This is a genomic window from Streptomyces sp. NPDC059906, from assembly GCF_042730645.1.
GTDB classification, from domain to species: domain Bacteria; phylum Actinomycetota; class Actinomycetes; order Streptomycetales; family Streptomycetaceae; genus Streptomyces; species Streptomyces rubrogriseus.
In genome coordinates this window covers 24,461-48,912 of sequence record NZ_JBHWKU010000043.1, presented here as the reverse complement: position 1 = coordinate 48,912, position 24,452 = coordinate 24,461, and the positions used below count along the sequence as shown (strand labels likewise).

Here is a 24,452-nt window from a genome sequence, read left to right as displayed (position 1 = left end):
GGGTGCCGCCCCTTGCCACTCGGTCACTGCGCGTCGGCCTCGTCGATGAGGTAGGCGCTCTCGTCGAAGATCTCCAGGACGACGACGACCATGACCGCACCGGCCACCATGTACTCCAGCACCACGCCAGGGGCGACGTAGGCCTTGCGCAGGTGCTCGTCGGGGCCGAGCTGAGCGGTGGCGTTCTTGCGGAACGGGTCGCGGGCCAGTATCCGCACGGCCCGGTCCAGCTGGTCCCGGCGCTCGCCGGGCAGCGCTTCGTACGCCGCGCGGGCCTCAACGGTGAACTGAACGCGATATTCGGTCATGGCGGGCTCGGTCTTTCGCTCGTCGGTCTCCCCACGCTACGGGATCCGTCCACGTCCGGACCGCCGAAGAGCCCCCACACCACCCGTCCCGGCGTTACCGTCGGATCATGAGCATCCGCGCCGTGGTCTGGGACGTCGACGACACCCTCTTCGACTACACCACCGCCGACCGTGAGGGCATGCACGCCCACCTGGCCGCCGAGGGGCTCCTCGCCGGGTACGGGTCGGCCGAGGAGGCCCTCGTGCGCTGGCGGGAGATCACCGACCAGCAGTGGGCGCGCTTCTCCGCGGGTGAGGTGGACTTCGTCACACAGCGCCGGGACAGGACCCGGGTCTTCCTGAGCCGGCCGGAGCTGACGGAGGCCGAGGCCGACGACTGGTTCCAGCGGTACGTCACGCACTACGAGGCCGCCTGGTCCCTCTTCCCGGACGTGATGCCCGTCCTCGACGCCCTTGCCGACAGCCACCGGCACGCCGTGCTCTCCAACTCCAGCCTCACCGTCCAGGACCGCAAGCTGCGCGTCCTCGGTGTGCACGACCGCTTCGAGGCCATCCTGTGCGCCGCCGAGCTGGGCGTCTCCAAGCCGGAGGCCGGGGCCTTCCTCGCGGCCTGCGACGCCCTCGGCCTCGGTCCGGCCGAGGTCGCCTATGTCGGGGACCACCCGGAGATCGACGGACGCGGCGCCGCCGACGCGGGGCTGCTCTCCGTGTGGATCGACCGCGGCGGCGTCTACGCGACCGTCGACCCGCCGGCCGGACCGCGCCGCATCGCCTCGCTCTCCGAACTTCCCGCGCTCCTCGGCGCCGATACCCGTTTTGGAGCCCCGTCGACCTTCGGGTAATGTTCTTCCTGCGCCGCCGGAGAGCGGGCCGAAGGGCCGGGAACCGGAAGCGCAACGCTAGAACGAGAACCCCTCTGGGGCTTGCGTTCCAGTGGCCTATGGTGTAATTGGCAGCACGACTGATTCTGGTTCAGTTAGTCTAGGTTCGAGTCCTGGTAGGCCAGCTCGCAGAGCTTATCTGCGCCGCGGAGCACTTCCGCAAGGCCCCCGTTGTGTAGCGGCCTAGCACGCCGCCCTCTCAAGGCGGTAGCGCCGGTTCGAATCCGGTCGGGGGTACAGATCCTTCCCGCGAGGACAGCTCGGGTCGCTCCCGCTGTTCCCGATGCAGGATCGCTAGGGCCCCCGTTGTGTAGCGGCCTAGCACGCCGCCCTCTCAAGGCGGTAGCGCCGGTTCGAATCCGGTCGGGGGTACGAACTGGTCTAAACCACATTGGTCTATGGTGTAATTGGCAGCACGACTGATTCTGGTTCAGTTAGTCTAGGTTCGAGTCCTGGTAGACCAGCTCGGATCTGCGGCGATGCGGTATTGAACGCCTGCAAGATCCACGCCCCCGTTGTGTAGCGGCCTAGCACGCCGCCCTCTCAAGGCGGTAGCGCCGGTTCGAATCCGGTCGGGGGTACTCGAAGTCCGAAGGGGGCTTCCGCCGAGGCGGAAGCCCCCTTCGGCGTTCATCAGGCGCTCACTCGATGCCGTATCGCCGCACCGACTCCTCCTCCTGCGCCAGCCGGTGCAGGGCCCGCAGCACCGGCTGGAAGAGCACCGCCGCCGCGACCGCCATCTCGACCTGCTCCGCCTCCGAGGCGTGGGTCTCCATGAAGTCCAGGTCCCGCCGGGCCACCTCCATCATCAACTCGCCGTAGGGCGCCATCAGTTCCGCGTCCCAGGGATAGTCGAGGCGGCGCAGTGCGGCCACCGCCACCACCAGGGAGCGGTGCACGGGGGAGAGCGGGGCCATCTCGCGGGAGGTCTGCCAGCCCAGCAGTTCGAGGAGCCGGTCCACCTCGGTCCGCGCGGCGGCCACCGCCGGGTCCGCCTCGTCCGGCTCGGCGTCCTGCGGCAGCGCCCACAGGGCCGCCCCCAGCCGGATGGTGCGGCCCAGCGACTCGTCGTCGACGTGCCCGAGCACCTCCCGGGCCGTCGCCACCGGCACCTTGCCGACCTGGATCAGCGCCCGTACCAGCCGCAGTCGGCGCAGATGGTCCTCGTCGTACTCGGCGGTGGTCGCGTTCACCTGCCGGCCCGGCGGCAACAGCCCTTCCCGCAGGTAGTACTTGATCGTCGCGGTGGACACCCCGCTGCGCTTGCTCAGGTCGGCCAGTCGCATCCCTTGCGCCCTTCATCGGATAGCGCCACTATCTAAGCAGCATCACTTGGTCAGTGCAGCTCGCCAACAGGGGGAGGCGTCATGCCGGGCAAGAACGCGACCGCGACCGCGACCCGCACCACTGCCGCCGCCGAGGGGGACGTGACCGTCCTGCTCATCGGCATGCGGATCAACCACTTCTGGGCCGTGCACCACTGGCTGCCGGTCCTCCTCGCCATGCCGCGCATGCTCCGCGAACTGGCGAAGGACCCGGAGCGCGGGCTCCTGAGCCACGTCCTGCTGACGGCCTCGCCGCGGACGTACTACGTCGTCCAGTACTGGGAGTCCAAGGAGAAGCTCTACAAGTACGCGCACTCGCCCGACATGTTCCACCACCGGGCCTGGGCGGTCATCAACCGCAAGGAGCGCAAGGGGCGGGTGCGCGGGCACGTGGGGCTGTGGCACGAGGCGTACGTCGTGCCCGAGGGGTCGTACGAGTCGATCTACGCCGACATGCCCGCGTTCGGGCTCGCGGCGGCGCACGGACAGGTGCCTCTGGAGCGGCGGGGCAAGCGCGCACGGGACCGCTTCGCGTACCGGTCGGAGGAGGGCACGGCGCAGAGGGCGCGGAAGCGGGTCGTCGCCCCGGGCAAGGCCCCCGACGGGGTCTGAGAACGGCGCCGGGCCCGCCGCGGCGTTGAGGCGGGCCCGTGACCGGTCAGAAGGGTCGGGGGACGGTCAGCCGTTGCGGCGCAGCGCCTCGGAGAGGCGGCCCGCGGCGTCGATGATCGCCTGCGCGTGCATGCGGCCGGGGTGACGGGTGAGGCGCTCGATGGGGCCGGAGACGGACACGGCGGCCACCACGCGGTTGGAGGGGCCGCGCACCGGCGCGGAGACGGACGCGACGCCGGGCTCGCGCTCGCCGATGGACTGGGCCCAGCCGCGGCGGCGCACACCGGACAGCGCCGTCGCCGTGAAGCGGGCGCCCTGGAGACCGCGGTGGAGGCGCTCCGGCTCCTCCCAGGCCATCAGGATCTGGGCCGAGGAGCCGGCCTTCATGGTGAGCGTGGAGCCGACCGGGACCGTGTCCCTGAGGCCCGACAGACGCTCCGCCGCGGCCACGCAGATACGCATGTCGCCCTGGCGGCGGTAGAGCTGGGCGCTCTCGCCCGTGACGTCGCGCAGGTGGGTGAGGACCGGGCCCGCCGTGGCGAGCAGGCGGTCCTCGCCGGCCGCCGCGGCCAGTTCGGCCAGGCGCGGGCCGAGAATGAAACGGCCCTGCATGTCGCGCGCCACCATACGGTGGTGTTCCAGCGCCACGGCCAGGCGGTGGGCCGTGGGTCGTGCCAGTCCGGTCGCACCGACCAACCCCGCGAGGGTGGCCGGGCCGGACTCCAGAGCGCTCAGGACGAGGGCCGCCTTGTCCAGAACGCCGACGCCGCTACTGTTGTCCATGACACGATACTCCCGTCTCACTCTGTGAAACGCAAGTTCAATTTTCCATGGAACGCGCGACCCTGGACGGCAGGAAGTCACAACGGCCCGTGACGAAAGGGCCTGGTGGCGGCTGCCCGGAAGCACAGGGGTGCGGGCACCGCTTCCCCAAGATCTCTAGTTGGGTCGGCGCTTCGTCGCCGACCGAAGGGAAAGCGATGGGTAGGACACTCGCGGAGAAGGTCTGGGACGACCACGTCGTCCGGCGCGCCGAGGGCGAGCCCGACCTCCTCTTCATCGATCTGCACCTGCTGCACGAGGTGACCAGCCCGCAGGCCTTCGACGGCCTCCGCAAGAGCGGCCGCCCGGTGCGGCGGCTCGACCTGACCATCGCCACCGAGGACCACAACACCCCCACGCTCGACATCGACAAGCCCATCGCGGACCCGGTCTCCCGGGCCCAGCTGGAGACGCTCCGCAAGAACTGCGCGGAGTTCGGCGTCCGGCTGCACCCGCTGGGCGACGTCGAGCAGGGCGTCGTGCACGTCGTCGGCCCGCAGCTCGGCCTGACCCAGCCCGGCACCACCGTGGTCTGCGGCGACTCGCACACCTCCACGCACGGCGCCTTCGGCGCGCTGGCCTTCGGCATCGGCACCTCCCAGGTCGAGCACGTGCTGGCCACCCAGACGCTGCCCATGGCCCGCCCGAAGACCATGGCGATCACCGTCGACGGCGAACTGCCCGACGGCGTCACCGCCAAGGACCTGATCCTGGCGATCATCGCGAGGATCGGCACCGGCGGCGGCCAGGGCTACGTCCTGGAGTACCGGGGCGAGGCCATCGAGAAGCTCTCGATGGAGGCCCGCATGACCATCTGCAACATGTCGATCGAGGCCGGCGCCCGTGCGGGCATGATCGCCCCCGACGAGACCACCTTCGCCTACCTCCAGGGCCGCCCGCACGCCCCCGAGGGCGCCGACTGGGACGCGGCCGTCGCGTACTGGAAGACGCTGCGCACGGACGACGACGCCCAGTTCGACGCCGAGGTGGTCATCGAGGCCGCCGAGCTGGCGCCGTTCGTCACCTGGGGCACCAACCCGGGGCAGGGCGCTCCGCTTTCCGCGGCCGTCCCCGACCCGGCTTCGTACGAGGACGCCTCGGAGCGGTTCGCCGCCGAAAAGGCCCTGGAGTACATGGGCTTGGAGGCCGGTCAGCCGCTGCGCTCCATCAACGTGGACACCGTCTTCGTGGGTTCCTGCACCAACGGCCGCATCGAGGACCTGCGCGCCGCCGCCGAGATCGTCAAGGACCGCAAAGTCGCCGACGGCGTACGCATGCTGGTCGTCCCGGGCTCCGCGCGGGTCGGTCTGCAGGCCGTCTCCGAGGGCCTGGACGTGGTCTTCAAGGAGGCCGGCGCCGAATGGCGGCACGCGGGCTGCTCGATGTGCCTGGGCATGAACCCGGACCAGCTGGCCCCGGGCGAGCGCTCCGCGTCCACCTCCAACCGCAACTTCGAGGGGCGCCAGGGCAAGGGCGGCCGCACCCACCTGGTGTCGCCGCAGGTCGCGGCCGCGACGGCGGTCCTGGGCCACCTGGCCTCCCCGGCCGACCTGTCCGCCGCCGACGTCCCCACGCCCGCTGGAGTCTGAGAGTCATGGAAGCGTTCACCAAGCACACCGGCCGGGCCGTCCCGCTGCGCCGCAGCAACGTCGACACCGACCAGATCATCCCCGCCCACTGGCTCAAGAAGGTGACCCGGGACGGGTTCGAGGACGGGCTCTTCGAGGCCTGGCGCAAGGACCCGGAGTTCGTGCTCAACCGGCCCGAGCGCGAGGGTGCCACCGTCCTGGTCGCGGGTCCCGACTTCGGCACCGGCTCCTCCCGCGAGCACGCCGTCTGGGCCCTGCAGAACTACGGCTTCAAGACCGTGATCTCCTCCCGCTTCGCCGACATCTTCCGTGGCAACTCGCTGAAGAACGGCCTGCTCACGGTGGTCCTCGACCAGAAGACCGTGGACGCGCTGTGGGAGCTGGTGGAGAAGGACCCGCAGGCCGAGATCACCGTCGACCTGGAGGCCCGCGAGGTCCGTGCCGAGGGCGTCACCGCCTCCTTCGAGCTGGACGAGAACTCCCGCTGGCGCCTGCTGAACGGGCTGGACGACATCTCGATCACCCTCCGGAACGAGGCGGACATCGCCGCGTACGAGGCGAAGCGCCCGTCGTTCAAGCCGCAGACCGTCCAGGTCTGAGCGCCCGGAGCCCCCACGAGCCTCCCGGGGGCTCCACAAGGTCGAGTTTCGGCCACCCAACACACCCGCCGTACCCCCGATCAGCCCGATCGGGGGTACGGCCGTTTCCGGATCCGTCCGCGGCCGCCCGTGACGGACGTGGCGCACAACTTCCCACGTTAGAGGCGTGGTTGCCGGGGTACGCAAGGTCCTGAGGACCGGTTCCCGAAGGTGCCAGGAAGGCCGTTCGAGGCGGCAGTTGCCCCCTGCGCAGGCGACAACTCGCCCCAGATGGCACAATCTGTGCATGGAACACGACGGCCAACTCGAGCTCTATACGGCGGTCGCGTCCCGGCTCAAGGAAGCGCACACAAGAGTGCGCGCACTGCAAGTCCCGGAGGGCGTACGGATGGCGCTGACCCGGAAGCTGCTGGTCATTACGGCCGCGGCCAAACACGATCTCGCCGGTGCGGCAAGGCGCCTGGATCGGTTCACCGCCGACCTCGACGCGGGTCGATTCCCCGAAGAGGAAGGCTGAACCGGCCGGGACAGCCCGAGTCCGTTGCGGCACAAGGGTGATTAGCCCGTTTCGTGTTTGATTTGCGGTATATATCTGCCTAACGTGCGAAAAAGCTTGAACACATTCGTTCTGGCGATGTCTCCGAAGGGGAAGACGTGAACAAGGCGCAGCTCGTAGAAGCGATTGCCGACAAGGTCGGCGGCCGGCAGCAGGCCGCCGACGCTGTCGACGCGGTCCTGGACGCCCTCGTCCGTGCGGTCGTGGCGGGCGACCGGGTCTCGGTCACCGGCTTCGGTTCCTTCGAGAAGGTCGACCGCCCGGCCCGTTACGCCCGCAACCCGCAGACGGGCGAGCGGGTTCGGGTCAAGAAGACCTCGGTGCCGCGCTTCCGCGCGGGCCAGGGCTTCAAGGACCTGGTGAGCGGCTCGAAGAAGCTTCCGAAGAACGACATCGCGGTCAAGAAGGCCCCCAAGGGCAGCCTGTCAGGACCGCCGCCCACCATCTCCAAGGCCGCGGGCAAGAAGGCCGCCGCCAAGAAGGCCACGGGCGCCGCGAAGAAGGCCGCGGGCGCGGCCAAGAAGACGTCGGCGGCGGCGAAGAAGACCACCGCGAAGAAGACCACCGGAGCGGCGAAGACGACGGCGAAGAAGACCACCGCCAAGAAGTCCGCGGCCAAGACCACCACGGCGGCGGCGAAGAAGACCGCGGCGAAGAAGGCCCCCGCGAAGAAGGCGACCGCCAAGAAGGCCCCGGCCAAGAAGTCGACGGCCCGCAAGACCACCGCCAAGAAGGCCACCGCCCGCAAGAAGTAGCAGGCGGCACCCGCGGCAGCGGGCGAACGGGCACAGGGCACTCACGCGCCGGGCCGGACTCCCTCTCGGAGTCCGGCCCGCGGCGTGTCCGGGACCCGTCGGACGGGCCCCGCCGGTCAGAACGTGTACAGGGTCACCAGCGTGATCCGGCGCCCCGCGCCCGAGTCCCCGCCCGCGCCCGACCCCGCACCCGAGCCCGCCCCCGCACCCGCACCCGCGCCCGTCTCCTCGGTCTCGATCCGCACCCGCTGCCCGGGCCGCAGCAGCCTGAGGCCCCCCGCGTCGAACGCCGCCGCGTCGAAGGGCACGGGCGTCCCGTCGTCGAGCAGCACCTGCCCGCTGCGGCTTTCGGGGTCGTACGTGTACGCGGTCGCCTGCATGCCGGCAGCCTACTGCCCGGCGATCAGCAACCGCGCCGCCACCGCGGCCGTACGGGGACCCAGCCCGAGCGCCAGCGCGGAGCGGAGATCACCGCCGGTGTCGACGTCCTGCCGTACGGAATCCACCGCGTCGAGACGCAGTTCCACCGCGCCGGACGCCCGGTGGCGGGCCCGTGAATCCGTACCGAATGCGGGCGCCAATTCCCGGCCGGGCGCCACGGCCAGCAAGGTGGTGCCGATTCCGGCCGCGTCCGGGAGAAAGGCACGGGGGAATTCCGCGGCCGCGGCCAGTACCCGCGCCAATTCGGCCGGCCGCAGCGCGGGAAGATCGGCGTTGAGCGCGGCCACCGGGCTTTCCGGCCGGGCCGCCCGTACCATGGCCGCCCCGTGCGCCAGCGCGGCGTTCAGGCCACCGCCGGGCTCGTCCGCGACGACGCCCGCGCCGAGCGCCGCCAGCTCCCGTCCGGCCCGCGCGTCGTCCGTGACGACTGCCACATCCGCGACCGCCGGGCAGGCCAGCGCGGCTGCCACGGTGTCCTGTGCGAACGCCAGCGCGAGCCCCGGCCGCACCCCGTCGTGCGCGGTGTCCGACAGCCTGCTCTTGGCCCGGGCGAGGGCCTTCACGGGTACGACCAAGGTCCACTGCACGAGCGTTCCGTCCTTCTCTCGTCGCCGTCATTGTCACCTGCGAGACCTGGCGGTTCACTCTTCGGGGCGTACGGTGTTCTCGACAGACGGGCGGCCCGGGGCGACACTTGTCCGGCCCCAGGCCCTGGAGGAAAGGTGTCAGCGTGCCCCGCCGCAGAATCGGCTTCTGGTACCGCTTGGCCGCGGTGATCTGCAAACCGCCGCTGGTGGTTCTGATCAAGCGGGACTGGCGGGGAATGGAGAACATTCCGGCCGAGGGTGGATTTATCACCGCCGTGAACCACAATTCGCACGTGGACCCCTTCGCGTACGCGCACTACCAGTACAACACCGGGCGCGTCCCGCGATTCCTGGCGAAGAGCGGTCTTTTCAGGAAGGGCTTCGTCGGCGCCGCGATGCGGGGGACCGGACAGATCCCCGTCTACCGCGAGAGCACGGACGCGCTGAGCGCGTTCAGGGCCGCGATCGACGCCGTGGAACGCGGCGAGTGCGTCGCGTTCTACCCCGAGGGCACCCTCACCCGCGACCCGGACGGCTGGCCGATGACCGCCAAGACCGGTGCCGCGCGCGTCGCCCTGCAGACCAAGTGCCCGGTGATCCCGGTCGCCCAGTGGGGCTGCAACGAACTGCTGCCGCCGTACGCCAAGAAGCCCAGCCTCCTGCCGCGCAAGACCCACCAGGTGCTGGCCGGCCCGCCGGTCGACCTGTCGCGGTTCTACGGCAAGGAGATGACCACGGAGGTGCTGAAGGAGGCCACCGAGGTCATCATGGCCGCCGTCACCCGCCAGCTGGAGGAGATCCGCGGCGAGAAGGCACCCGAGACCCCCTACGACCCGCGCCGCGAGCGGATCGAGCAGCGGCGCCGCACCCAGCAGGCGAAGTCGCAGGCGGCGCCCCCGCGCACCCATGGACCGCAGGCAGAAGGGCAGAGCACGTGAGCAAGCCGGTCAAGGCGGCCGTCTTCGGCACCGGATCCTGGGGCACCGCCTTCGGCACGGTCCTCGCCGACGCGGGCTGCGAGGTCACCCTCTGGGGGCGCCGCGCCGCACTCGCCGACGCCGTCAACTCCACCCGCACCAACCCGGACTACCTGCCCGGCGTGGAACTCCCCGAGAACCTGCGGGCCACCACCGACGCCGCCGAGGCCGCGCGGGACGCCGACTTCACCGTCCTCGCCGTCCCCTCCCAGACGCTGCGCGCGGGCCTCGCCGACTGGACGCCCCTGCTGGCGCCCGGCACCGTCCTGGTGTCGCTCATGAAGGGCGTCGAACTCGGCTCCGCGATGCGGATGAGCGAGGTGATCGGGGACGTCGCCAAGGTCGGCCCCGAGCGCATCGCCGTGGTCACCGGACCCAACCTGGCCCGCGAGATCGCCGCGCGCATGCCGGCCGCCGCCGTGGTCGCGTGCCCCGACGAGTCCGTCGCCCAGCGTCTCCAGGCCGCCTGCCACACGCCGTACTTCCGCCCCTACACCAACACCGACGTCGTCGGCTGCGAACTGGGCGGCGCCGTGAAGAACGTGATCGGGCTCGCCGTCGGCATCGCGGACGGCATGGGCCTCGGCGACAACGCCAAGGGCTCCCTCATCACCCGCGGCCTCGCCGAGACCACCCGCCTCGGAGTCGCCCTCGGGGCCGACCCGCTGACCTTCTCCGGCCTGGCCGGACTCGGCGACCTGGTGGCGACCTGCTCCTCGCCGCTGTCCCGCAACCACACCTTCGGCACCAACCTCGGCAAGGGCATGACCCTTCAGGAGACCATCGCGGTCACCAGGCAGACCGCCGAGGGCGTCAAGTCCTGCGAGTCGGTGCTGGACCTGGCCCGCAGGCACGGCGTCGACATGCCGATCACCGAGACGGTCGTCGCCATCGTGCACGAGGGCAAGCCCCCGGTGGTCGCCGTGAAGGAACTGATGTCGCGCAGCGCGAAGCCCGAACGACGCTGAGCGACACCCCCGGAACCCGGTGGAACTCGGGCGCCACGCGGCCCCGCCGACGCTGTCTCGAGGCACCGCGGGCGGGTACTCTCAACGCGATATGAGCACCGAGAACCTCCCCCAGAACCCTGAGCAGAGCCCCCAGCGGCCGCCCCGCAAGCCGCGGGTGGCCGTCGTGTTCGGCGGGCGCAGCTCCGAACACGGGATCTCCGTGGTCACCGCCGGCGCCGTCCTCGCGGCCATCGACCGGACGCGCTACGAGGTCCTGCCGATCGGCATCACCAGGGACGGCCGCTGGGCCCTCACCGCCGACGAACCGGAACGCATGGCGATCACCGAACGCCGTACGCCCGACGTCGAGGAACTGGCCGAGTCGACCGAGGGCGGAGTGCTGCTGCCCGTCGACCCCGCCAACCGCGAGGTCGTCTACAGCGAACCGGGCTCGGTGCCCAAGGCGCTGGGCGAGGTCGACGTCGTCTTCCCCGTGCTGCACGGCCCCTACGGCGAGGACGGCACCCTCCAGGGCCTGCTGGAGCTGTCCGGGGTGCCCTACGTCGGCGCGGGCGTCCTCGCCTCCGCCGTCGGCCAGGACAAGGAGTACATGAAGGCGGTCTTCACCTCCTACGGGCTGAAGGTCGGCCCGTACGCGGTGATCCGCCCCCGCGAGTGGGAGCAGGACCGTTCCGGCGCCCGCAAGAAGATCGTCGACTTCGCCGGCGAGCACGGCTGGCCGCTGTTCGTGAAGCCCGCCCGCGCGGGCTCCTCCATCGGCATCACCAAGGTCGACGACCTCTCCGGCCTCGACGAGGCGATCGAGGAGGCCCGCCGCCACGACCCGAAGATCCTGGTCGAGGCGGCGCTGCTGGGCCGGGAGATCGAGTGCGGGGTGCTGGAGTTCGAGGACGGCCCCCGGGCCTCCGTCCCGGCCGAGATCCCGCCGCCCTCGGAGCACGCGTACTACGACTTCGAGGCCAAGTACATCGACTCCACCCCCGGCATCGTGCCGGCCCCGCTCACGGCCGAGGAGACCGCCGAGGTCCAGCGCCTGGCCGTCGCGGCGTTCGACGCGGCCTCCTGCGAGGGGCTGGTGCGCGCGGACTTCTTCCTCACCGAGGACGACGAGTTCGTCATCAACGAGATCAACACCATGCCCGGCTTCACGCCGATCTCCATGTACCCGCAGATGTGGCAGGCGAGCGGGGTGAGCTACCCGGAGCTGGTGGACCGGCTGGTCCAGGCGGCGCTGCGGCGGTCCACGGGACTGCGCTGACGCGTTTCGCGCCGTGACCGCAGAGAAGGCGACTCCCTCGGGGGTCGCCTTCTCGCAGTATGATCAGCGGGTTTCCTGGCCGGTCCGGGAACCGTCGTCCGCTTGCCGTCGTCTGCCGAGGAACAGCACGCGGCGGCGATCAACGGGACGGGACCGAGCGGCGGTGAGGGGGCGGGAGCTAGAGATGAACGACCGGACAGGTCAGGGTGCGGGTGATGCCGTCCACTTGCTGGACCTTGGCGACCACCATGCGGCCCAGTTCGTCGACGGTGTCCGACTGGGCGCGGACGATGACGTCGTAGGGTCCTGTCACGTCCTCGGCCTGGATCACGCCGGGGAGCTTGCTGATCGTCTCGGCGACGGTCGACGCCTTGCCGACCTCGGTCTGGATCAGAATGTACGCCTGTACCACGGAACCTCCAGAGCGGCCACGAGGATCATGTGGGGAAAAGGAACGCCACGGTATCGCGTAGCCGCTCTCCGAGGGGAGACCCGCGGGCCGCGGGCCTCGCGCGTCGGGGTGCCGGGTGGACACGAGTTGACGATCACGCCGACCGTGGCGACGGTCATTTCGACCGTAACGAGGACACAGATGACGCGCGACCGGGCACGGGCACGGACACGGACAGGGACAGGGACGGAAGGGGAGCCAAGGCGATGAAGGGCACTGTTGGTGAGCTGGGGGAGTTCGGGCTCATCAGGGAGCTCACCTCCCGTCTCACCACCACCCCCGCGGTCCGGGTCGGACCCGGCGACGACGCCGCGGTGGTGGCCGCGCCCGACCGCAGGGTGGTGGCCAGCACCGACATCCTCGTCGAGGGGCGGCACTTCCGCCGTGACTGGTCCACCGCGTACGACGTGGGCCGCAAGGCGGCGGCGCAGAACCTGGCCGACATCGCGGCCATGGGCGCCGTGCCGACCGCGCTGCTGCTCGGCCTGGTCGTGCCCGCCGAACTGCCGGTGACCTGGCCGACCGAGCTGATGGACGGGCTGCGCGACGAGTGCCAGGTCGCGGGCGCCTCCGTGGTCGGCGGCGACGTGGTGCGCGGCGACACCATCACCGTCTCCATCACCGCGCTGGGCGACCTGCGCAACCAGGAGCCCGTCACCCGCGGCGGCGCCCAGCCCGGCGACCTCGTCGCGGTGACCGGCTGGCTCGGCTGGTCCGCGGCCGGGTTCGCCGTACTGTCCCGGGGCTTCCGCTCACCGCGCGCCTTCGTCGAGGCCCACCGCCGCCCCGAGCCGCCGTACCACGCGGGTCCGGCCGCCGCGGGCCTGGGCGCCACCGCCATGTGCGACGTGAGCGACGGGCTGATCGCCGACCTGGGGCACATCGCCGAGGCCAGCAAGGTCCGGATCGACGTGCGCTCCGGGCAGATCGACATCCCGTCCCAGATGAACGACATCGGGCAGGCCGTCGGCGTCGACCCCATGCAGTGGGTGCTCACCGGGGGCGAGGACCACGCGATCGTGGCGACCTTCCCGCCGGACGTGAAGCTCCCCGCCCGCTGGAAGGTCATCGGCGAGGTCCTCAACCCCTCCGCACTGCCCCAGGTGACGGTCGACGGCGCCCCCTGGACCAGCAAGGGCGGCTGGGACCACTTCGGCGGGGACGTGGAGTCGTGACCGCGCCGACCCCGCCCGTGCCCCCGCCCCTGGTGCTCACCGTGGCGGGCTCCGACTCCGGCGGCGGCGCCGGGATCCAGGCCGACCTGAAGACGATGCTCGCCCTGGGCACCCACGGCATGAGCGTCCTCACCGCGGTCACCGCGCAGAACTCCCGCGGCGTGCAGGGCGCCTGGGAACTGCCCGTGGAGGCGGTGCGCGCCCAGTACCGCAGCGTCGTGGACGACATCGGCGTGCAGGCGGTCAAGACCGGGATGCTCTCCTCCGCCGAACTCGTCGAGGCGGTCGCCGCATTGCTGGCCGGCACCGACGCGCCCGCCGTCGTCGACCCGGTCGGCGTCTCCAAGCACGGGGACGCGCTGCTCGCCGCCTCGGCCCTGGAGTCGGTCCGCACCAAACTCCTGCCGGTCGCCACCGTCGCCACGCCCAACCTCGACGAGGTCGCCCAACTCACCGGCGTACGCGTCGAGTCCGAAACGGATCTGCGCCGGGCCGCGGCGGCCGTCCTCGCGTTCGGACCGCGCTGGGTGCTGATCAAGGGCGGCCATCTGGCAGGTGACGCCGTCGACCTGCTCACCGACGGCTCCGAGGAGCACTGGCTGCGCGCCCCCCGCCTCGACAACCGGCACACGCACGGCACGGGCTGCACCCTCGCCTCCGCCGTGGCCTGCGGGCTGGCGAAGGGGCAGTCGGTGCCGGAGGCGGTGAGAGCGGCCAAGGAGTACGTCACCGGGGCGATCACGGCCGGGTTCCCGCTGGGCGGCGGCATCGGACCGGTGGACCACGGCTGGGCGCTCAGGCGGGATACTCCCTGAGCTCGATGCCGGTGGCCGCCTTCTCCGTGAGCCGCTTGAAGAAGCCGGCCATCAGGCGGTGGCTGAGCAGCCGGTACATGCGGTCCCGGCTGCGGATACGGCGCTCGGTGGGCGGGGCGAAGAACGGGCCCGCGTTGCCGGAGATCTTCTGGCAGCCCTTGGCGAAGTCCCGGATCCGGGCCTCGTACTCGGCGAACGCGGTGTGGTGGTCGCCGCCCGCCAGGGCGAGTTCACCGGCGAGGACGTACGCGCCGACGATCGCCACGCCCGTGCCCATGCCGCCCATGGTGGCGCCGTACCCGGCGTCGCCGAGCAGGGCGACTCGCCCCTTGGTGAGCCGGTCGACGTGGATCTGCGCGATCGCGTCGAAGTACAGGTCGTCGGCCTCCTCCAACGCCGTCAGCACGGTCGGCGCCTCCCAGCCCATCCCCGCGAACCGCTCCCGCAGGATCCGTTTCTGCGCGGCCACGTCCCCGCGGTCGTACGCCAGCCGCTCCGAGCGGAACACCAGGAGGGCGCCCGCGCGCTCGGGGTCGCCGTCGTAGTTGCCGACGCAGACCGCGCGGCCCGGCTCGCTGTACAGGCGGCCGACGCGGTCGAGGCCCAGGTGGTTGGGGATGCCGAAGCCGGCCACGTAGTGGTCCTGGAAGCGCAGGTGGCGGGACTCGTCGCCGAAGACCAGACGACGGGTGTGCGAGTGCAGTCCGTCGGCGCCGACGACGAGGTCGAAGCGGCGGGGCGCGCCGTGCTCGAAGGCGACGTCCACTCCGTCCCCGGTGTCGGTGAGCGTGTCGACCGAGTCGCCGAAGACGTACTCGACGGTGCCCTCGGTGCGTTCGTGGAGGATCTTCGCCAGTTCGCCGCGGAAGATCTCGACGTCACCGCTCATCAGCCCGGCGGGCAGCTCCACGCGCGGGACGCCGTCGGCGTCGACGACGGTCTGCCGGCCCATGTGGGTCTGGCGGGCGTGGATCTCGTCCCAGACGCCCATCTCGGTCAGCACCCTGCGGTGCACATGCCCCCGGAAGTCGACGGCGAAGCCGTCCCCGCGCAGTGCGGGCGCCTTCTCGACGACGGTGACCCTGGCGCCGTACCGGGCGAGACAGAGGGCGAGGGCGGGTCCGGCGACGCCGGCGCCGGAGACGAGGACGGTGAGGTGGCCGAGGCGGTGTGTGTGCGTCATGGCAGAGAGCCTCGGCGGCACCGCTTACCGTCCGCGTACGGTTCGCGTACCGCGGGCTGACGGGGCCTGACGGGGGCTGACCGCGGGAGCCGCGGGTATGGCTCGCGGGGCGGGCCGCGGCCGTGCGCGAGGGCCGTCGTCGCCCAGGCAGTGTCCCCGGAGCTGTCGGAGCTGTCGGAGCGGCCGTGGCTGTCGCAGGTGGACGGTCGTCCGTGTACGGGCACCTACCGCCCGCTCACCGCCGCCGCCCGCTGCCTCCGCCCCCGCTCGAAGGCGCGGTCGTACGCCTCGGCGTCGAGCCGTGCGCGGACCTCCCGCTCGGCGCGGGCGGCGTCGGGGTCGCCCGGAGCCGGGGCGCCGCGCAGGCCCGTGGCGGCACCCAGGAGTTCGGCGGCGCGTTCGGCGGACGGGGCGACGGTCGCCAGGGACTCGGCGGCCTCCGCCAGGGCGAGCACGTCGGGGGAGTCGAGGGCGAGCACGCGGGCCTGCTCCAGCCAGCCGCCCGCGGTCTCCGTGTCGCCCTCCGCGCAGGCCGTGCGGCCCAGGCCCACCAGGATGCGGACCGACTCGCCGGTACTGAACCAGTTGTCGGCGCACAACCGCAGCGCGTCCTCGTACTCCACGCGCGCGCGTGCCGTGTCGCCACAGAGCCGGGCCACGTCGCCGAGACCCCGCCGGGCACTCGCCACCTTGTCACCGGCCCCCACCGAGCGGGCGAGGGCCGCGGAGTGCGTGAAGTGCCGGGCGGCCTCCTCGGTCTCGCCCCGGTGCAGCAGCACGAGCGCGCGCGAGCGCAGCAGGTCCGCGGTCTCCTCGGGCGACCCCAGCTCCCGGACGTGTGCCAAGCCCTCGTCGAGGAGTTCCAGCGCACGGTCGTACGCGCCGCGCCGGTTGGCGAAACCGCCCAGCGGGTCGAGGCAGTTGGCCATGCCCCAGCGGTCCCCGGTGGCGCGGAAGCCGGCCAGGGACCGGGCGAACGCGGCCTCTGCCTCGGCCGCCCGGCCCCCGAACAGCTCCTGGTAGCCGATACCCATGTCGAGCAGGGCGAGCCCCCAGGGCCCCTTCCCGACCTGAACCCTCGGCAGGGCGTCCGCCACCAGCGTGGGACCGCAGGTGAGCGAGTGCAGGACGACCGTGAACGGCAGCCGCAACGGCCGGTCCAGCGACGCCATCAGCGCCGACACCTGCGCGAGCCGCCCGGCCTCGGTCGGGTCGCCGTCCCCCTCCCCCTCCCCGTCCTCGTCTCCGTCCCCGGAGACCGCGTTCATCGCGCACAGCGCGTACTCCTCGGCCAGTCCCTCGGGCGGCTTCTCGCCGACCGCCGTCATCAGCGCGCGGGCCCGCGGCACCTGTTCGCCGTGCAGACCGCGCAGCCAGTGGAACCAGGTGAGGGCGGCCATGAGCCGCAGGGCCTCGCGCGGGCCGGTCTCCGTGAGGTGCCGCTGGGCCGCGTCCAGGTTGCCCCGCTCGGCGGCGAGCCGGGACAGCCAGGGCAACTGGCCGCCCGTGCGCAGATGCGGCTCCGCCCGCTCCGCCAGGTCCAGGAAGTACGCCGCGTGCCCGTCACGCAGACCGTCCCGGCCCGTCAGGCCCTCGGCCGCGAACGCGCGGAGCGTCTCCAGCATCCGGTAGCGGCCCTCGGACAGGTGCTCCAGGAGCGACTTCTCCACCAGCGAGGCGAGCAGGTCCTCCGGATGCGGCACGCCGCACACCGCCTCCACGGCCTCCAGCGTGGCGCCCCCGGTGAAGACCGTCAGCCGCCGGGCCAGCTCCCGCTCCTCCTCGTCCAGCAGCTCCCAGCTCCACTCGACGACGGCGCGCAGCGTGCGGTGGCGGGGCGCCTTGGCACGGTCGCCCCGGTTCAGCAGCCGGAAACGGTCGTCCAGCCGGTCGGCCAGCTCGTCCGGTGCGAGGGTACGCAGCCGGGCCGCCGCCAGCTCGATGGCCAGGGGCAGCCCGTCCAGGGCCGCGCAGATCTCCGGCACGCGCGCGTGGCCGTCGAACCCGGGGCGCACCGCGCGGGCGCGTTCCAGGAAGAGTTCGGCCGACGGGCGCGGCGGCAGCGGCGGAACCGTCACCAGCGCCTCGCCGGTGACCCGGAGGCTCTCCCGGCCGGTGGCGAGGACCCGTACGCCCGGGCAGGCGCCCAGCAGCAGCGCGGCCAGTGCGGCCGCCGCGTCGACGAGGTGCTCGCAGTTGTCGAGCACGAGCAGCACCTCGCGGTCCTCCAGGGCGGTCAGCAGCCGCTCCGTGGCGTCCGCGCCCGCGGTGCGGAAACCCTCGCGCACACCGAGTGCGGTGAGCACGGCGTACGGGATCTGCCCGCCCTCCGTGAGCGGCGCCAGCTCGACGAAGCAGACGTCCGCCGGGGAGTCCGGCCCGTCCCACCGGCCCGCCGCCTCGATCGCGAGCCGCGTCTTGCCGGTGCCGCCGGGGCCGGTGAGCGTGACCAGGCGCGCGTCGGCGAACAGGGCGGCGATGCGGTCCAGCTCGGCGTCCCGGCCGACGCAGCGGGTCAGCTGGGCGGGCAGCCGGGGCCTGCGCGCGGCGGTGGGGGTGTGGCCCCGGAGCAGTTCACGGTGGAGGGCGGACAGCTCGGGCGACGGGTCGGCACCGAGTTGCTCGGCCAGGGTGCGCCGCGCCTCCTCGTACACCGTCAGGGCCTCGGCGGGACGCCCGCCCGAGTGCAGGGCTCGCATCAGCTGCCCGTACAGCCGCTCGCTCAAGGGATGCGCCGACAGCAGCGCCCGCAGCTCGGGCACCAGCTCCGGGCCGCCCCCGAGCGCCAGGTCCGCCTCGACCCGGTCCTGTACGGCGGTCAGCCGCAGCTCGGTGAGCCGGGCCGCCGCGGCGGGCACCTCCGGCAGGTCGGGCAGCGCGGGGCCGCGCCAGAGCGCGAGCGCCTCACGCAACCCGGCCGCCGCGCGCGCGTGATCCCCGGCGGCGAGAGCGGCACGCCCTTCACCGCACAGGCGCTCGAACGTGTGGCTGTCGACGGAATCCGGCGCCGTGACGACGCGGTACCCGGCGCCGCCGCCCTCGACGGGGGTGTGCGGAGCGAGCCGCGTGCGAAGGCGTGAGATCTGCGACTGCAGGGCGTTCGCGGCGCCGGCGGGCGGCTCGCCGCCGTACAGGCCGTCGATCAGCCGGGCCGCCGAGACCGTGCGGCCGGCGTCGAGGAGCAGGAGTGTCAGCAGTGCTCGGGGCCGGGGGCCGCCGGGGTCGACGGGGGTGCCGTCGTCGGTGCGGATGTCCAGGGGGCCGAGGATCCCGAAGCGCATTCCCGGGATTCTGGCACGGGGGGGGAAAGGGCGCGGACCAGGGAGCCGGACGGATCCGGACGGCTCCGGACGGCTCTGGACACGGCAAAAAGCCGGCCCACACGAGGTGGACCGGCTCCCTACAGCGGACCAGGCAGTGGCCGCGCGCTCAGCTGATGCGTCAGCGCGAGACCTTGCCGGCCTTGATGCACGAGGTGCAAGCGTTCACGCGCTTCGGCGTCCCGCCCACCACGGTACGCACACGCTGGATGTTCGGGTTCCAGCGACGGGACGTACGGCGGTGCGAGTGCGAGATGTTGTTGCCGAAGCCCGGCCCCTTGCCGCAGACGTCGCAGTTGGCAGCCACGGGTCACTCCAAAGACTTCAGATGCACTTACGGTTGATCCCGGCATGCCGGGATCAAGCTCTCGGACTCGCGAACGGGCCGGGATCTGAGTGGCGGTGCCAGGGGGATGGCCCGATCGGGATCGGGCAACCGGAGCAGCATACAACGACTGCTCCCGTACAACGAAACTACCACGGCAGCTCAGGGGCCCGTCCCGGCCCTCTTCCGGTGGGCGGCCCTCCAAGGTCTACGCTGCCTGCCACGTCCGCAGCTCAGGGAGGCGCAGGTGGCGCAGGTGCCGCAGAGGTTCTTCGACGCTCTGGCGGTGCGTACCTGGTGCGGTCTGTCGCTGCGCGCGCTGGGCCGGGCGCGCGAGGAGATCGACGCGATCAACGTCTATCCCGTCGCCGACGGGGACACCGGCACGAACCTCTACCTGACCGTCGAGTCGGCCTTCGCCGCGGTGGAGGCCGTCTTCGCGGCCCACGAGGTGGACGGGGCGGTCCGGGACGCGGACGGCGGGCCCTCGCTGGCCGACGCCGTCGGTGCCATGGCGCACGGCGCGCTGATCGGCGCGCGGGGCAACTCCGGCACGATCCTCGCCCAGCTGCTGCGCGGCATGGCCCAGGTGCTCGCCGCGCGGGGTGACTTTGGCCATACCGAGGACGCCGGACTGCGGCTGGCCCTGCGGCACGCCGCCGCCTGCGCCCGGCAGGCCGTGGCCCACCCGGTCGAGGGCACCGTCCTGACCGTCGCCTCGGCCGCCGCCGACGCGGCCGACGGGGCCGGGGGCAACTGCGCCGAGGTGGCCCGCGCCGCCTACGAGGGGGCCCGCGCGGCGCTCGCCGCCACTCCGGGCCAGCTGCCCGCCCTGGAGCGCGCCGGAGTGGTCGACGCGGGCGGCCACGGCCTGGTGACGGTCCTCGCGGCCCTGGTGGAGACGTTCACCGGCCGGGCGCCGGGACCGGTCGCCGTGCCGCACGCGCGCGTGGAGCACGGTGGCGGGGGCCCCGCGGCGGGGGAGTGTGCCACGGAGGGCGACGAGAGCGGTCCCGCCTTCGAGGTGATCTACCTCCTGGAGGCCGAGGACACGGCCGTGGCCCGGCTGCGGCAGCGGCTCGACGCCCTCGGGGACTCGCTCGTCGTGGTCGGCGGCGACGGGCTGTGGAACGTCCACGTGCACGTCGACGACGCGGGCGCCGCCGTGGAGGCCGGCGTCGAGGCCGGCCGGCCGTACCGGATCCGCATCACCCACTTCGGGCACGGCGACGCGCACACCGCGGGGACCGAGCGCCCGCCCCGGGAACGGGCCCAGCGCGCCGTGGTGGCCGTCGTACCGGGGGAGGGCCTGGCGGGGCTGTACGCCGAGGCCGGCGCGACCACCCTGCTCGCGCGCCCCGGGGAGCCGCCCGCGAGCGGCGAGCTGGTCCAGGCGGTCCGGCGGGCGCACGCGCGCGAGGTGGTGCTGCTGCCCAACGACGCCGAGCTGCGCCACACCGCCGCCGCGGCGGCCGAGCAGGCGCGCACCGAGGGCATCCGCGTCGCCCTCATCCCGACCCGTTCCGCGGTGCAGGGCATCGCCGCGCTCGCCGTGCACGCGCCCGAGCGGCGCTTCGACGAGGACGTGGTGGCCATGACCTCGGCGGCCGGCGCCACCCGCCACGCCGAGGTCACCGTCGCCGAACGCCAGTCCTGGACCACGGCCGGCATCTGCCAGGCCGGGGACGTGCTCGGCCTCATCGACGGCGACGTGGCCGTGATCGGCGCCGATGTCTCGGAGGTCGCCGCCACCGTCCTGGACCGCATGCTGTCGGCCGGCGGCGAGCTGGTCACCCTGGTCCTCGGCGACGAGGCGCCGCGGGCCGTCGCCGACCGGCTGGAGGCCCGCGTCCGGGAGGCCTACCTCGCCGTCGACACGGTGGTCTACCGGGGCGGCCGGCAGGGCGCCCTGCTGCTGGTCGGCGTGGAGTAGCCGGAGGAGTACGGGGCCGTTACGGCGCTCCCCTGGGCCGTTGTCAGTGGCGTGGTGTGCAATGGATCTCGTGCCCGCACTGCGAGAACCCCTGAAGAAGGTGCTCGGCCCCGCCACCGCGAAGGTGATGGCCGAGCACCTCGGCCTGCACACCGTCGGCGACCTCCTCCACCACTACCCGAGGAGATACGAGGAGCGCGGCCAGCTCACCCACCTCGCCGACCTGCCCATGGACGAGCACGTCACGGTGGTCGCCCAGGTCGCCGACGCCCGCCTGCACACCTTCGCCTCCTCGAAGGCCCCGCGCGGCAAGGGGCAGCGCCTCGAGGTGACCATCACGGACGGCAGCGGCCGCCTCCAACTGGTCTTCTTCGGCAACGGCGTCCACAAGCCCCACAAGGAACTCCTGCCGGGCACCCGCGCGATGTTCGCGGGCAAGGTCTCCGTCTTCAACCGCCGACTGCAACTGGCCCACCCGGCGTACGAGTTGCTGCGCGGCGGTGACGAAGAAGGCGACGCGGCCGAGAGCGTCGAGTCGTGGGCGGGCGCCCTCATCCCCCTCTATCCGGCCACCGCGAAGCTGGAGTCCTGGAAGCTCGCCAAGGCGATCCAGACGGTGCTGCCCAGCGCCCAGGAGGCCGTCGACCCGCTCCCCGGCTCCCTGCGCGAGGGCCGGGGCCTGGTCTCCCTGCCCGAGGCCCTGCTCAAGATCCACCGCCCGCACACCAAGGCCGACATCGAGGACGCCCGCGCCCGCCTGAAGTGGGACGAGGCCTTCGTCCTCCAGGTCGCCCTCGCCCGCCGCCGGCACGCCGAGTCCCAGCTCCCCGCCGTCCCCAGGAAGCCCGGCGCCGACGGGCTGCTCACCGCCTTCGACGACCGTCTCCCCTTCACCCTCACCGACGGCCAGCAGAAGGTCTCCCGGGAGATCTTCGACGACCTCGCCACCGACCACCCGATGCACCGGCTGCTCCAGGGCGAGGTGGGCAGCGGCAAGACCCTGGTCGCCCTGCGCGCCATGCTCGCCGTCGTCGACTCGGGCGGGCAGGCCGTGATGCTGGCGCCCACCGAGGTGCTCGCCCAGCAGCACCACCGGTCGGTCGTCGAGATGATGGGCGAGCTGGCCAGTTGGGGGCTGTGGCGCGAAGCGCCTCCGCAGAAGGGTGGTGGTGGGCGACGGGCGGGAATGCTGGGCGGCGCCGAGCACGCCACCAAGGTGGTGCTGCTCACCGGCTCCATGGGCGCCGCCGCCCGCCGCCACGCCCTGCTCGACCTGGCCACCGGCGAGGCGGGCGTCGTCATCGGCACGCACGCGCTGATCGAGGACAAGGTCCAGTTCCACGACCTCGGCCTGGTCGTCGTGGACGAGCAGCACCGCTTCGGCGTGGAGCAGCGCGACGCCCTGCGCGGCAAGGGGAAGCAGCCCCCGCACCTGCTCGTCATGACCGCCACGCCCATCCCGCGCACCGTCGCCATGACCGTCTTCGGCGACCTGGAGACCTCCGTCCTCGACCAGCTCCCGGCCGGCCGGTCCCCGATCGCCAGCCATGTCGTCCCGGCCGCGGACAAACCCCACTTCCTCGCCCGCGCCTGGGAACGGGTCCGCGAGGAGGTCTCGAACGGCCACCAGGCCTACGTCGTCTGCCCCCGCATCGGCGACGAGGACGACGCCCCCGAGAAGGGCGCCAAGCAGGCAAAGCAGTCCCAGCAGTCCCAGCAGCCCCCGGAGGGCGACGCCGACAAACGCCCCCCGCTCGCCGTCCTCGACGTCGCCGACGGCCTCGCCAAGGGCCCGCTCCAAGGGCTCAAGGTGGAGGTCCTGCACGGCCGGATGCAGCCCGACGACAAGGACGCGGTCATGCGCCGCTTCGCCGCCGGTGAGACCGACGTCCTGGTCGCCACCACCGTCATCGAGGTCGGCGTGAACGTCCCCAACGCCACCGCGATGGTGATCATGGACGCCGACCGCTTCGGCGTCTCCCAGCTCCACCAGCTGCGCGGCCGGGTCGGACGCGGCTCCGCTCCCGGCCTGTGCCTGCTGGTCAGCGAGATGCCCGAGGCGAGCGCGGCCCGCCAGCGGCTGACCGCGGTCGCGAGCACCCGCGACGGCTTCGAGCTCTCCCGCATCGACCTCGAACAGCGCCGCGAGGGCGACGTCCTCGGCCAGGCGCAGTCCGGCGCCCGCACCTCGCTGCGCGTCCTCGCCGTCATCGAGGACGAGGAGATCATCGCGGAGGCGAGGCAGGAGGCGGCGGCCGTCGTCGCCGCCGACCCCGAGCTCACCGGCCTGCCCGGGCTGCGCACGGCCCTTGAGGCACTGCTGGACGACGAGCGGGAGCAGTACCTGGAGAAGGGCTGAGAGACTGGCAACGGACACCGTCCGTCCACCCGAGCACACCGACAAGGACCCAGAAATGACCCGCGTGATCGCCGGCAAGGCCGGCGGACGTCGACTGGCCGTCCCGCCGGGAACCGGCACCCGGCCCACCTCCGACCGCGCGCGCGAGGGCCTGTTCTCCACCTGGCAGTCCCTGCTCGGCGGCCCGCTGGACGGCGAGCGGGTCCTCGACCTGTACGCGGGTTCCGGCGCCGTCGGCCTGGAGGCGCTCTCCCGCGGCGCCGGGCACGTCCTGCTCGTGGAGGCCGACCCTCGCGCCGCCCGCACGGTCCGGGCGAACGCCGACTCCCTCGGTCTGCCCGGCGCCGAGGTCCGGGCGGGCAAAGCGGAACAGATCATCCGCACCCCGGCCCCCGCCGAGCCCTACGACGTCGTCTTCCTGGACCCGCCGTACGCCGTCTCGGACGACGATCTTCGCGAGATCCTGCTCACACTCCGTACGGAGGGGTGGCTCGGGACGGAAGCGCTCGTCACCGTGGAGCGCAGCACCAGGGGCGGCGAATTCCGCTGGCCGCACGGCTTCGAAGCCATCCGGGCCCGTCGCTACGGCGAGGGAACGTTTTGGTACGGTCGCGCCGCCTCTACGTGCGAAGACGCACGATGACCGGACCGGAGAGCGAGGGAACTCAAGTGCGCCGTGCCGTCTGTCCCGGGTCGTTCGACCCGATCACCAACGGACACCTCGACATCATCGCCCGGGCCTCCAGCCTGTACGACGAGGTCTACGTCGCCGTGATGATCAACCAGGCGAAGAAGGGCCTGTTCGAGATCGAGGAGCGGATCGACCTCATCGGCCGGGTCACCGCCGAGTACGGGAACGTCCGCGTGGAGTCCTTCCACGGCCTGCTCGTCGACTTCTGCAAGCAGCGCGAGATCCCGGCCATCGTCAAGGGCCTGCGCGCGGTCAGCGACTTCGACTACGAGTTGCAGATGGCCCAGATGAACAACGGCCTCTCCGGTGTGGAGACCCTCTTCATCCCCACCAACCCCACCTACAGCTTCCTGTCGTCCTCCCTGGTCAAGGAGGTCGCGACCTGGGGCGGCGACGTCGCCCACCTGGTGCCGCCGCTGGTCCTCGAAGCCCTCACGGAGCGCCTGAGGAACCGCTGACCGCCCGGTCGTACGGCCACCGCCGCAGCCCACGGAGACTGACAACCCGTCACCCGGTGTC

At 72.4% G+C, this 24,452-nt stretch carries 24 protein-coding genes and 5 tRNA genes; 20 read left to right on the top strand and 9 right to left on the bottom strand.

Annotated elements, in window-relative coordinates; translation table 11 throughout:
• Window positions 1-23 precede the first annotated feature (23 nt).
• Window positions 24-308, bottom strand: a complete 285-nt coding sequence (locus ACFV9J_RS37025; protein ID WP_385362078.1) for a hypothetical protein — start codon at window positions 306-308, stop codon at window positions 24-26.
• Window positions 309-415: 107 nt separating this feature from the next.
• On the opposite strand from ACFV9J_RS37025, the gene ACFV9J_RS37020 reads away from it, so the two are divergent.
• The 6 genes from ACFV9J_RS37020 (at window position 416) to ACFV9J_RS36995 (ending at window position 1,770) form a co-directional block, all read left to right on the top strand.
• On the top strand, window positions 416-1,150 hold the full coding sequence (locus tag ACFV9J_RS37020; RefSeq protein WP_385362076.1) for an HAD family hydrolase: 735 nt from the start codon (window positions 416-418) through the stop codon (window positions 1,148-1,150).
• A gap of 92 nt (window positions 1,151-1,242) precedes the next feature.
• Window positions 1,243-1,314: transfer RNA gene (locus tag ACFV9J_RS37015), tRNA-Gln, on the top strand.
• A gap of 39 nt (window positions 1,315-1,353) precedes the next feature.
• Window positions 1,354-1,426, top strand: a tRNA-Glu gene (locus tag ACFV9J_RS37010).
• Window positions 1,427-1,488: 62 nt separating this feature from the next.
• Window positions 1,489-1,561: transfer RNA gene (locus ACFV9J_RS37005), tRNA-Glu, on the top strand.
• Between the two features lie 20 nt (window positions 1,562-1,581).
• Window positions 1,582-1,653: transfer RNA gene (locus ACFV9J_RS37000), tRNA-Gln, on the top strand.
• A gap of 44 nt (window positions 1,654-1,697) precedes the next feature.
• Window positions 1,698-1,770 (top strand) — tRNA-Glu (locus ACFV9J_RS36995).
• Between the two features lie 60 nt (window positions 1,771-1,830).
• Here ACFV9J_RS36995 and ACFV9J_RS36990 read toward each other — a convergent pair.
• Window positions 1,831-2,475 carry a MerR family transcriptional regulator gene (locus tag ACFV9J_RS36990; RefSeq protein WP_385362074.1) on the bottom strand — a complete coding sequence of 215 codons (645 nt, stop codon included), beginning with the start codon at window positions 2,473-2,475 and terminating at the stop codon, window positions 1,831-1,833.
• Between the two features lie 81 nt (window positions 2,476-2,556).
• On the opposite strand from ACFV9J_RS36990, the gene ACFV9J_RS36985 reads away from it, so the two are divergent.
• Entirely contained in the window at window positions 2,557-3,126 is a 570-nt protein-coding gene (locus ACFV9J_RS36985; RefSeq protein WP_385362072.1) for a DUF4188 domain-containing protein, read from the top strand.
• 66 nt (window positions 3,127-3,192) lie between these two features.
• Here ACFV9J_RS36985 and ndgR read toward each other — a convergent pair whose 3' ends face one another.
• Window positions 3,193-3,909, bottom strand: coding sequence for an IclR family transcriptional regulator NdgR (gene ndgR / locus ACFV9J_RS36980; protein ID WP_011030305.1), 717 nt, complete (start codon window positions 3,907-3,909; stop codon window positions 3,193-3,195).
• 197 nt (window positions 3,910-4,106) lie between these two features.
• Here ndgR and leuC point away from each other — a divergent pair, with 197 nt between their 5' ends.
• From leuC to ACFV9J_RS36960, 4 genes are all read left to right on the top strand, one after another.
• Window positions 4,107-5,537 carry a 3-isopropylmalate dehydratase large subunit gene (gene leuC, locus ACFV9J_RS36975; protein ID WP_385362070.1) on the top strand — a complete coding sequence of 477 codons (1,431 nt, stop codon included), beginning with the start codon at window positions 4,107-4,109 and terminating at the stop codon, window positions 5,535-5,537.
• 5 nt (window positions 5,538-5,542) lie between these two features.
• A complete protein-coding gene (gene leuD / locus ACFV9J_RS36970; RefSeq protein ID WP_385362068.1) occupies window positions 5,543-6,136 on the top strand; it encodes a 3-isopropylmalate dehydratase small subunit in 594 nt (197 codons plus the stop codon).
• A 286-nt stretch (window positions 6,137-6,422) separates the two neighbouring features.
• Window positions 6,423-6,653 (top strand): hypothetical protein, encoded by a 231-nt coding sequence (locus ACFV9J_RS36965; RefSeq protein WP_109036119.1) that lies wholly within the window; start codon window positions 6,423-6,425, stop codon window positions 6,651-6,653.
• A 137-nt stretch (window positions 6,654-6,790) separates the two neighbouring features.
• On the top strand, window positions 6,791-7,447 hold the full coding sequence (locus ACFV9J_RS36960) for an HU family DNA-binding protein (protein WP_385362066.1): 657 nt from the start codon (window positions 6,791-6,793) through the stop codon (window positions 7,445-7,447).
• Window positions 7,448-7,563: 116 nt separating this feature from the next.
• Here ACFV9J_RS36960 and ACFV9J_RS36955 read toward each other — a convergent pair whose 3' ends face one another.
• Both ACFV9J_RS36955 and cofC read right to left on the bottom strand, forming a co-directional pair.
• Entirely contained in the window at window positions 7,564-7,827 is a 264-nt protein-coding gene (locus ACFV9J_RS36955; RefSeq protein ID WP_385362064.1) for a hypothetical protein, read from the bottom strand.
• A 9-nt stretch (window positions 7,828-7,836) separates the two neighbouring features.
• Window positions 7,837-8,475: a 2-phospho-L-lactate guanylyltransferase gene (cofC, locus tag ACFV9J_RS36950; RefSeq protein WP_385362062.1), complete on the bottom strand. Its 639-nt coding sequence runs from the start codon at window positions 8,473-8,475 to the stop codon at window positions 7,837-7,839.
• 143 nt (window positions 8,476-8,618) lie between these two features.
• Here cofC and ACFV9J_RS36945 point away from each other — a divergent pair, with 143 nt between their 5' ends.
• The 3 genes from ACFV9J_RS36945 to ACFV9J_RS36935 all read left to right on the top strand — a co-directional run bounded on the left by ACFV9J_RS36945 (window position 8,619) and on the right by ACFV9J_RS36935 (window position 11,681).
• A complete protein-coding gene (locus tag ACFV9J_RS36945; protein WP_385362060.1) occupies window positions 8,619-9,413 on the top strand; it encodes a lysophospholipid acyltransferase family protein in 795 nt (264 codons plus the stop codon).
• A complete protein-coding gene (locus ACFV9J_RS36940) occupies window positions 9,410-10,420 on the top strand; it encodes an NAD(P)H-dependent glycerol-3-phosphate dehydrogenase (protein ID WP_385362059.1) in 1,011 nt (336 codons plus the stop codon). Before ACFV9J_RS36945 ends, ACFV9J_RS36940 begins: the two co-directional genes overlap by 4 nt.
• 91 nt (window positions 10,421-10,511) lie before the next feature.
• Window positions 10,512-11,681, top strand: coding sequence for a D-alanine--D-alanine ligase family protein (locus ACFV9J_RS36935; protein ID WP_385362058.1), 1,170 nt, complete (start codon window positions 10,512-10,514; stop codon window positions 11,679-11,681).
• A gap of 178 nt (window positions 11,682-11,859) precedes the next feature.
• On the opposite strand, the gene ACFV9J_RS36930 is transcribed toward ACFV9J_RS36935, so the two are convergent.
• On the bottom strand, window positions 11,860-12,093 hold the full coding sequence (locus tag ACFV9J_RS36930; protein ID WP_003973433.1) for an Lrp/AsnC family transcriptional regulator: 234 nt from the start codon (window positions 12,091-12,093) through the stop codon (window positions 11,860-11,862).
• Window positions 12,094-12,338: 245 nt separating this feature from the next.
• On the opposite strand from ACFV9J_RS36930, the gene ACFV9J_RS36925 reads away from it, so the two are divergent.
• The gene (locus tag ACFV9J_RS36925; protein ID WP_052838407.1) at window positions 12,339-13,307 is read left to right on the top strand and encodes a thiamine-phosphate kinase; all 969 of its coding nucleotides are present in this window, start codon (window positions 12,339-12,341) and stop codon (window positions 13,305-13,307) included.
• On the top strand, window positions 13,304-14,122 hold the full coding sequence (gene thiD, locus ACFV9J_RS36920; protein ID WP_385362055.1) for a bifunctional hydroxymethylpyrimidine kinase/phosphomethylpyrimidine kinase: 819 nt from the start codon (window positions 13,304-13,306) through the stop codon (window positions 14,120-14,122). Before ACFV9J_RS36925 ends, thiD begins: the two co-directional genes overlap by 4 nt.
• Here the strand turns inward: thiD and ACFV9J_RS36915 are convergent.
• From ACFV9J_RS36915 to rpmB, 3 genes are all read right to left on the bottom strand, one after another.
• Window positions 14,103-15,305 carry an FAD-dependent monooxygenase gene (locus ACFV9J_RS36915; protein ID WP_385362053.1) on the bottom strand — a complete coding sequence of 401 codons (1,203 nt, stop codon included), beginning with the start codon at window positions 15,303-15,305 and terminating at the stop codon, window positions 14,103-14,105. The two genes, thiD and ACFV9J_RS36915, sit on opposite strands and share 20 nt — an antisense overlap.
• 224 nt (window positions 15,306-15,529) lie before the next feature.
• Window positions 15,530-18,586, bottom strand: coding sequence for a BTAD domain-containing putative transcriptional regulator (locus ACFV9J_RS36910; protein WP_385362051.1), 3,057 nt, complete (start codon window positions 18,584-18,586; stop codon window positions 15,530-15,532).
• Window positions 18,587-18,746: 160 nt separating this feature from the next.
• A complete protein-coding gene (gene rpmB, locus ACFV9J_RS36905) occupies window positions 18,747-18,932 on the bottom strand; it encodes a 50S ribosomal protein L28 (protein WP_003993230.1) in 186 nt (61 codons plus the stop codon).
• Between the two features lie 265 nt (window positions 18,933-19,197).
• On the opposite strand from rpmB, the gene ACFV9J_RS36900 reads away from it, so the two are divergent.
• The 4 genes from ACFV9J_RS36900 (at window position 19,198) to coaD (ending at window position 24,391) form a co-directional block, all read left to right on the top strand.
• Window positions 19,198-20,883: a DAK2 domain-containing protein gene (locus ACFV9J_RS36900; protein ID WP_385362049.1), complete on the top strand. Its 1,686-nt coding sequence runs from the start codon at window positions 19,198-19,200 to the stop codon at window positions 20,881-20,883.
• A 61-nt stretch (window positions 20,884-20,944) separates the two neighbouring features.
• Window positions 20,945-23,242, top strand: coding sequence for an ATP-dependent DNA helicase RecG (recG, locus tag ACFV9J_RS36895; protein ID WP_385362047.1), 2,298 nt, complete (start codon window positions 20,945-20,947; stop codon window positions 23,240-23,242).
• Window positions 23,243-23,297: 55 nt separating this feature from the next.
• Window positions 23,298-23,885, top strand: coding sequence for a 16S rRNA (guanine(966)-N(2))-methyltransferase RsmD (rsmD, locus tag ACFV9J_RS36890; protein WP_385362045.1), 588 nt, complete (start codon window positions 23,298-23,300; stop codon window positions 23,883-23,885).
• 26 nt (window positions 23,886-23,911) lie between these two features.
• Window positions 23,912-24,391 (top strand): pantetheine-phosphate adenylyltransferase, encoded by a 480-nt coding sequence (gene coaD, locus ACFV9J_RS36885; protein WP_385362043.1) that lies wholly within the window; start codon window positions 23,912-23,914, stop codon window positions 24,389-24,391.
• Window positions 24,392-24,452: the final 61 nt, after the last annotated feature.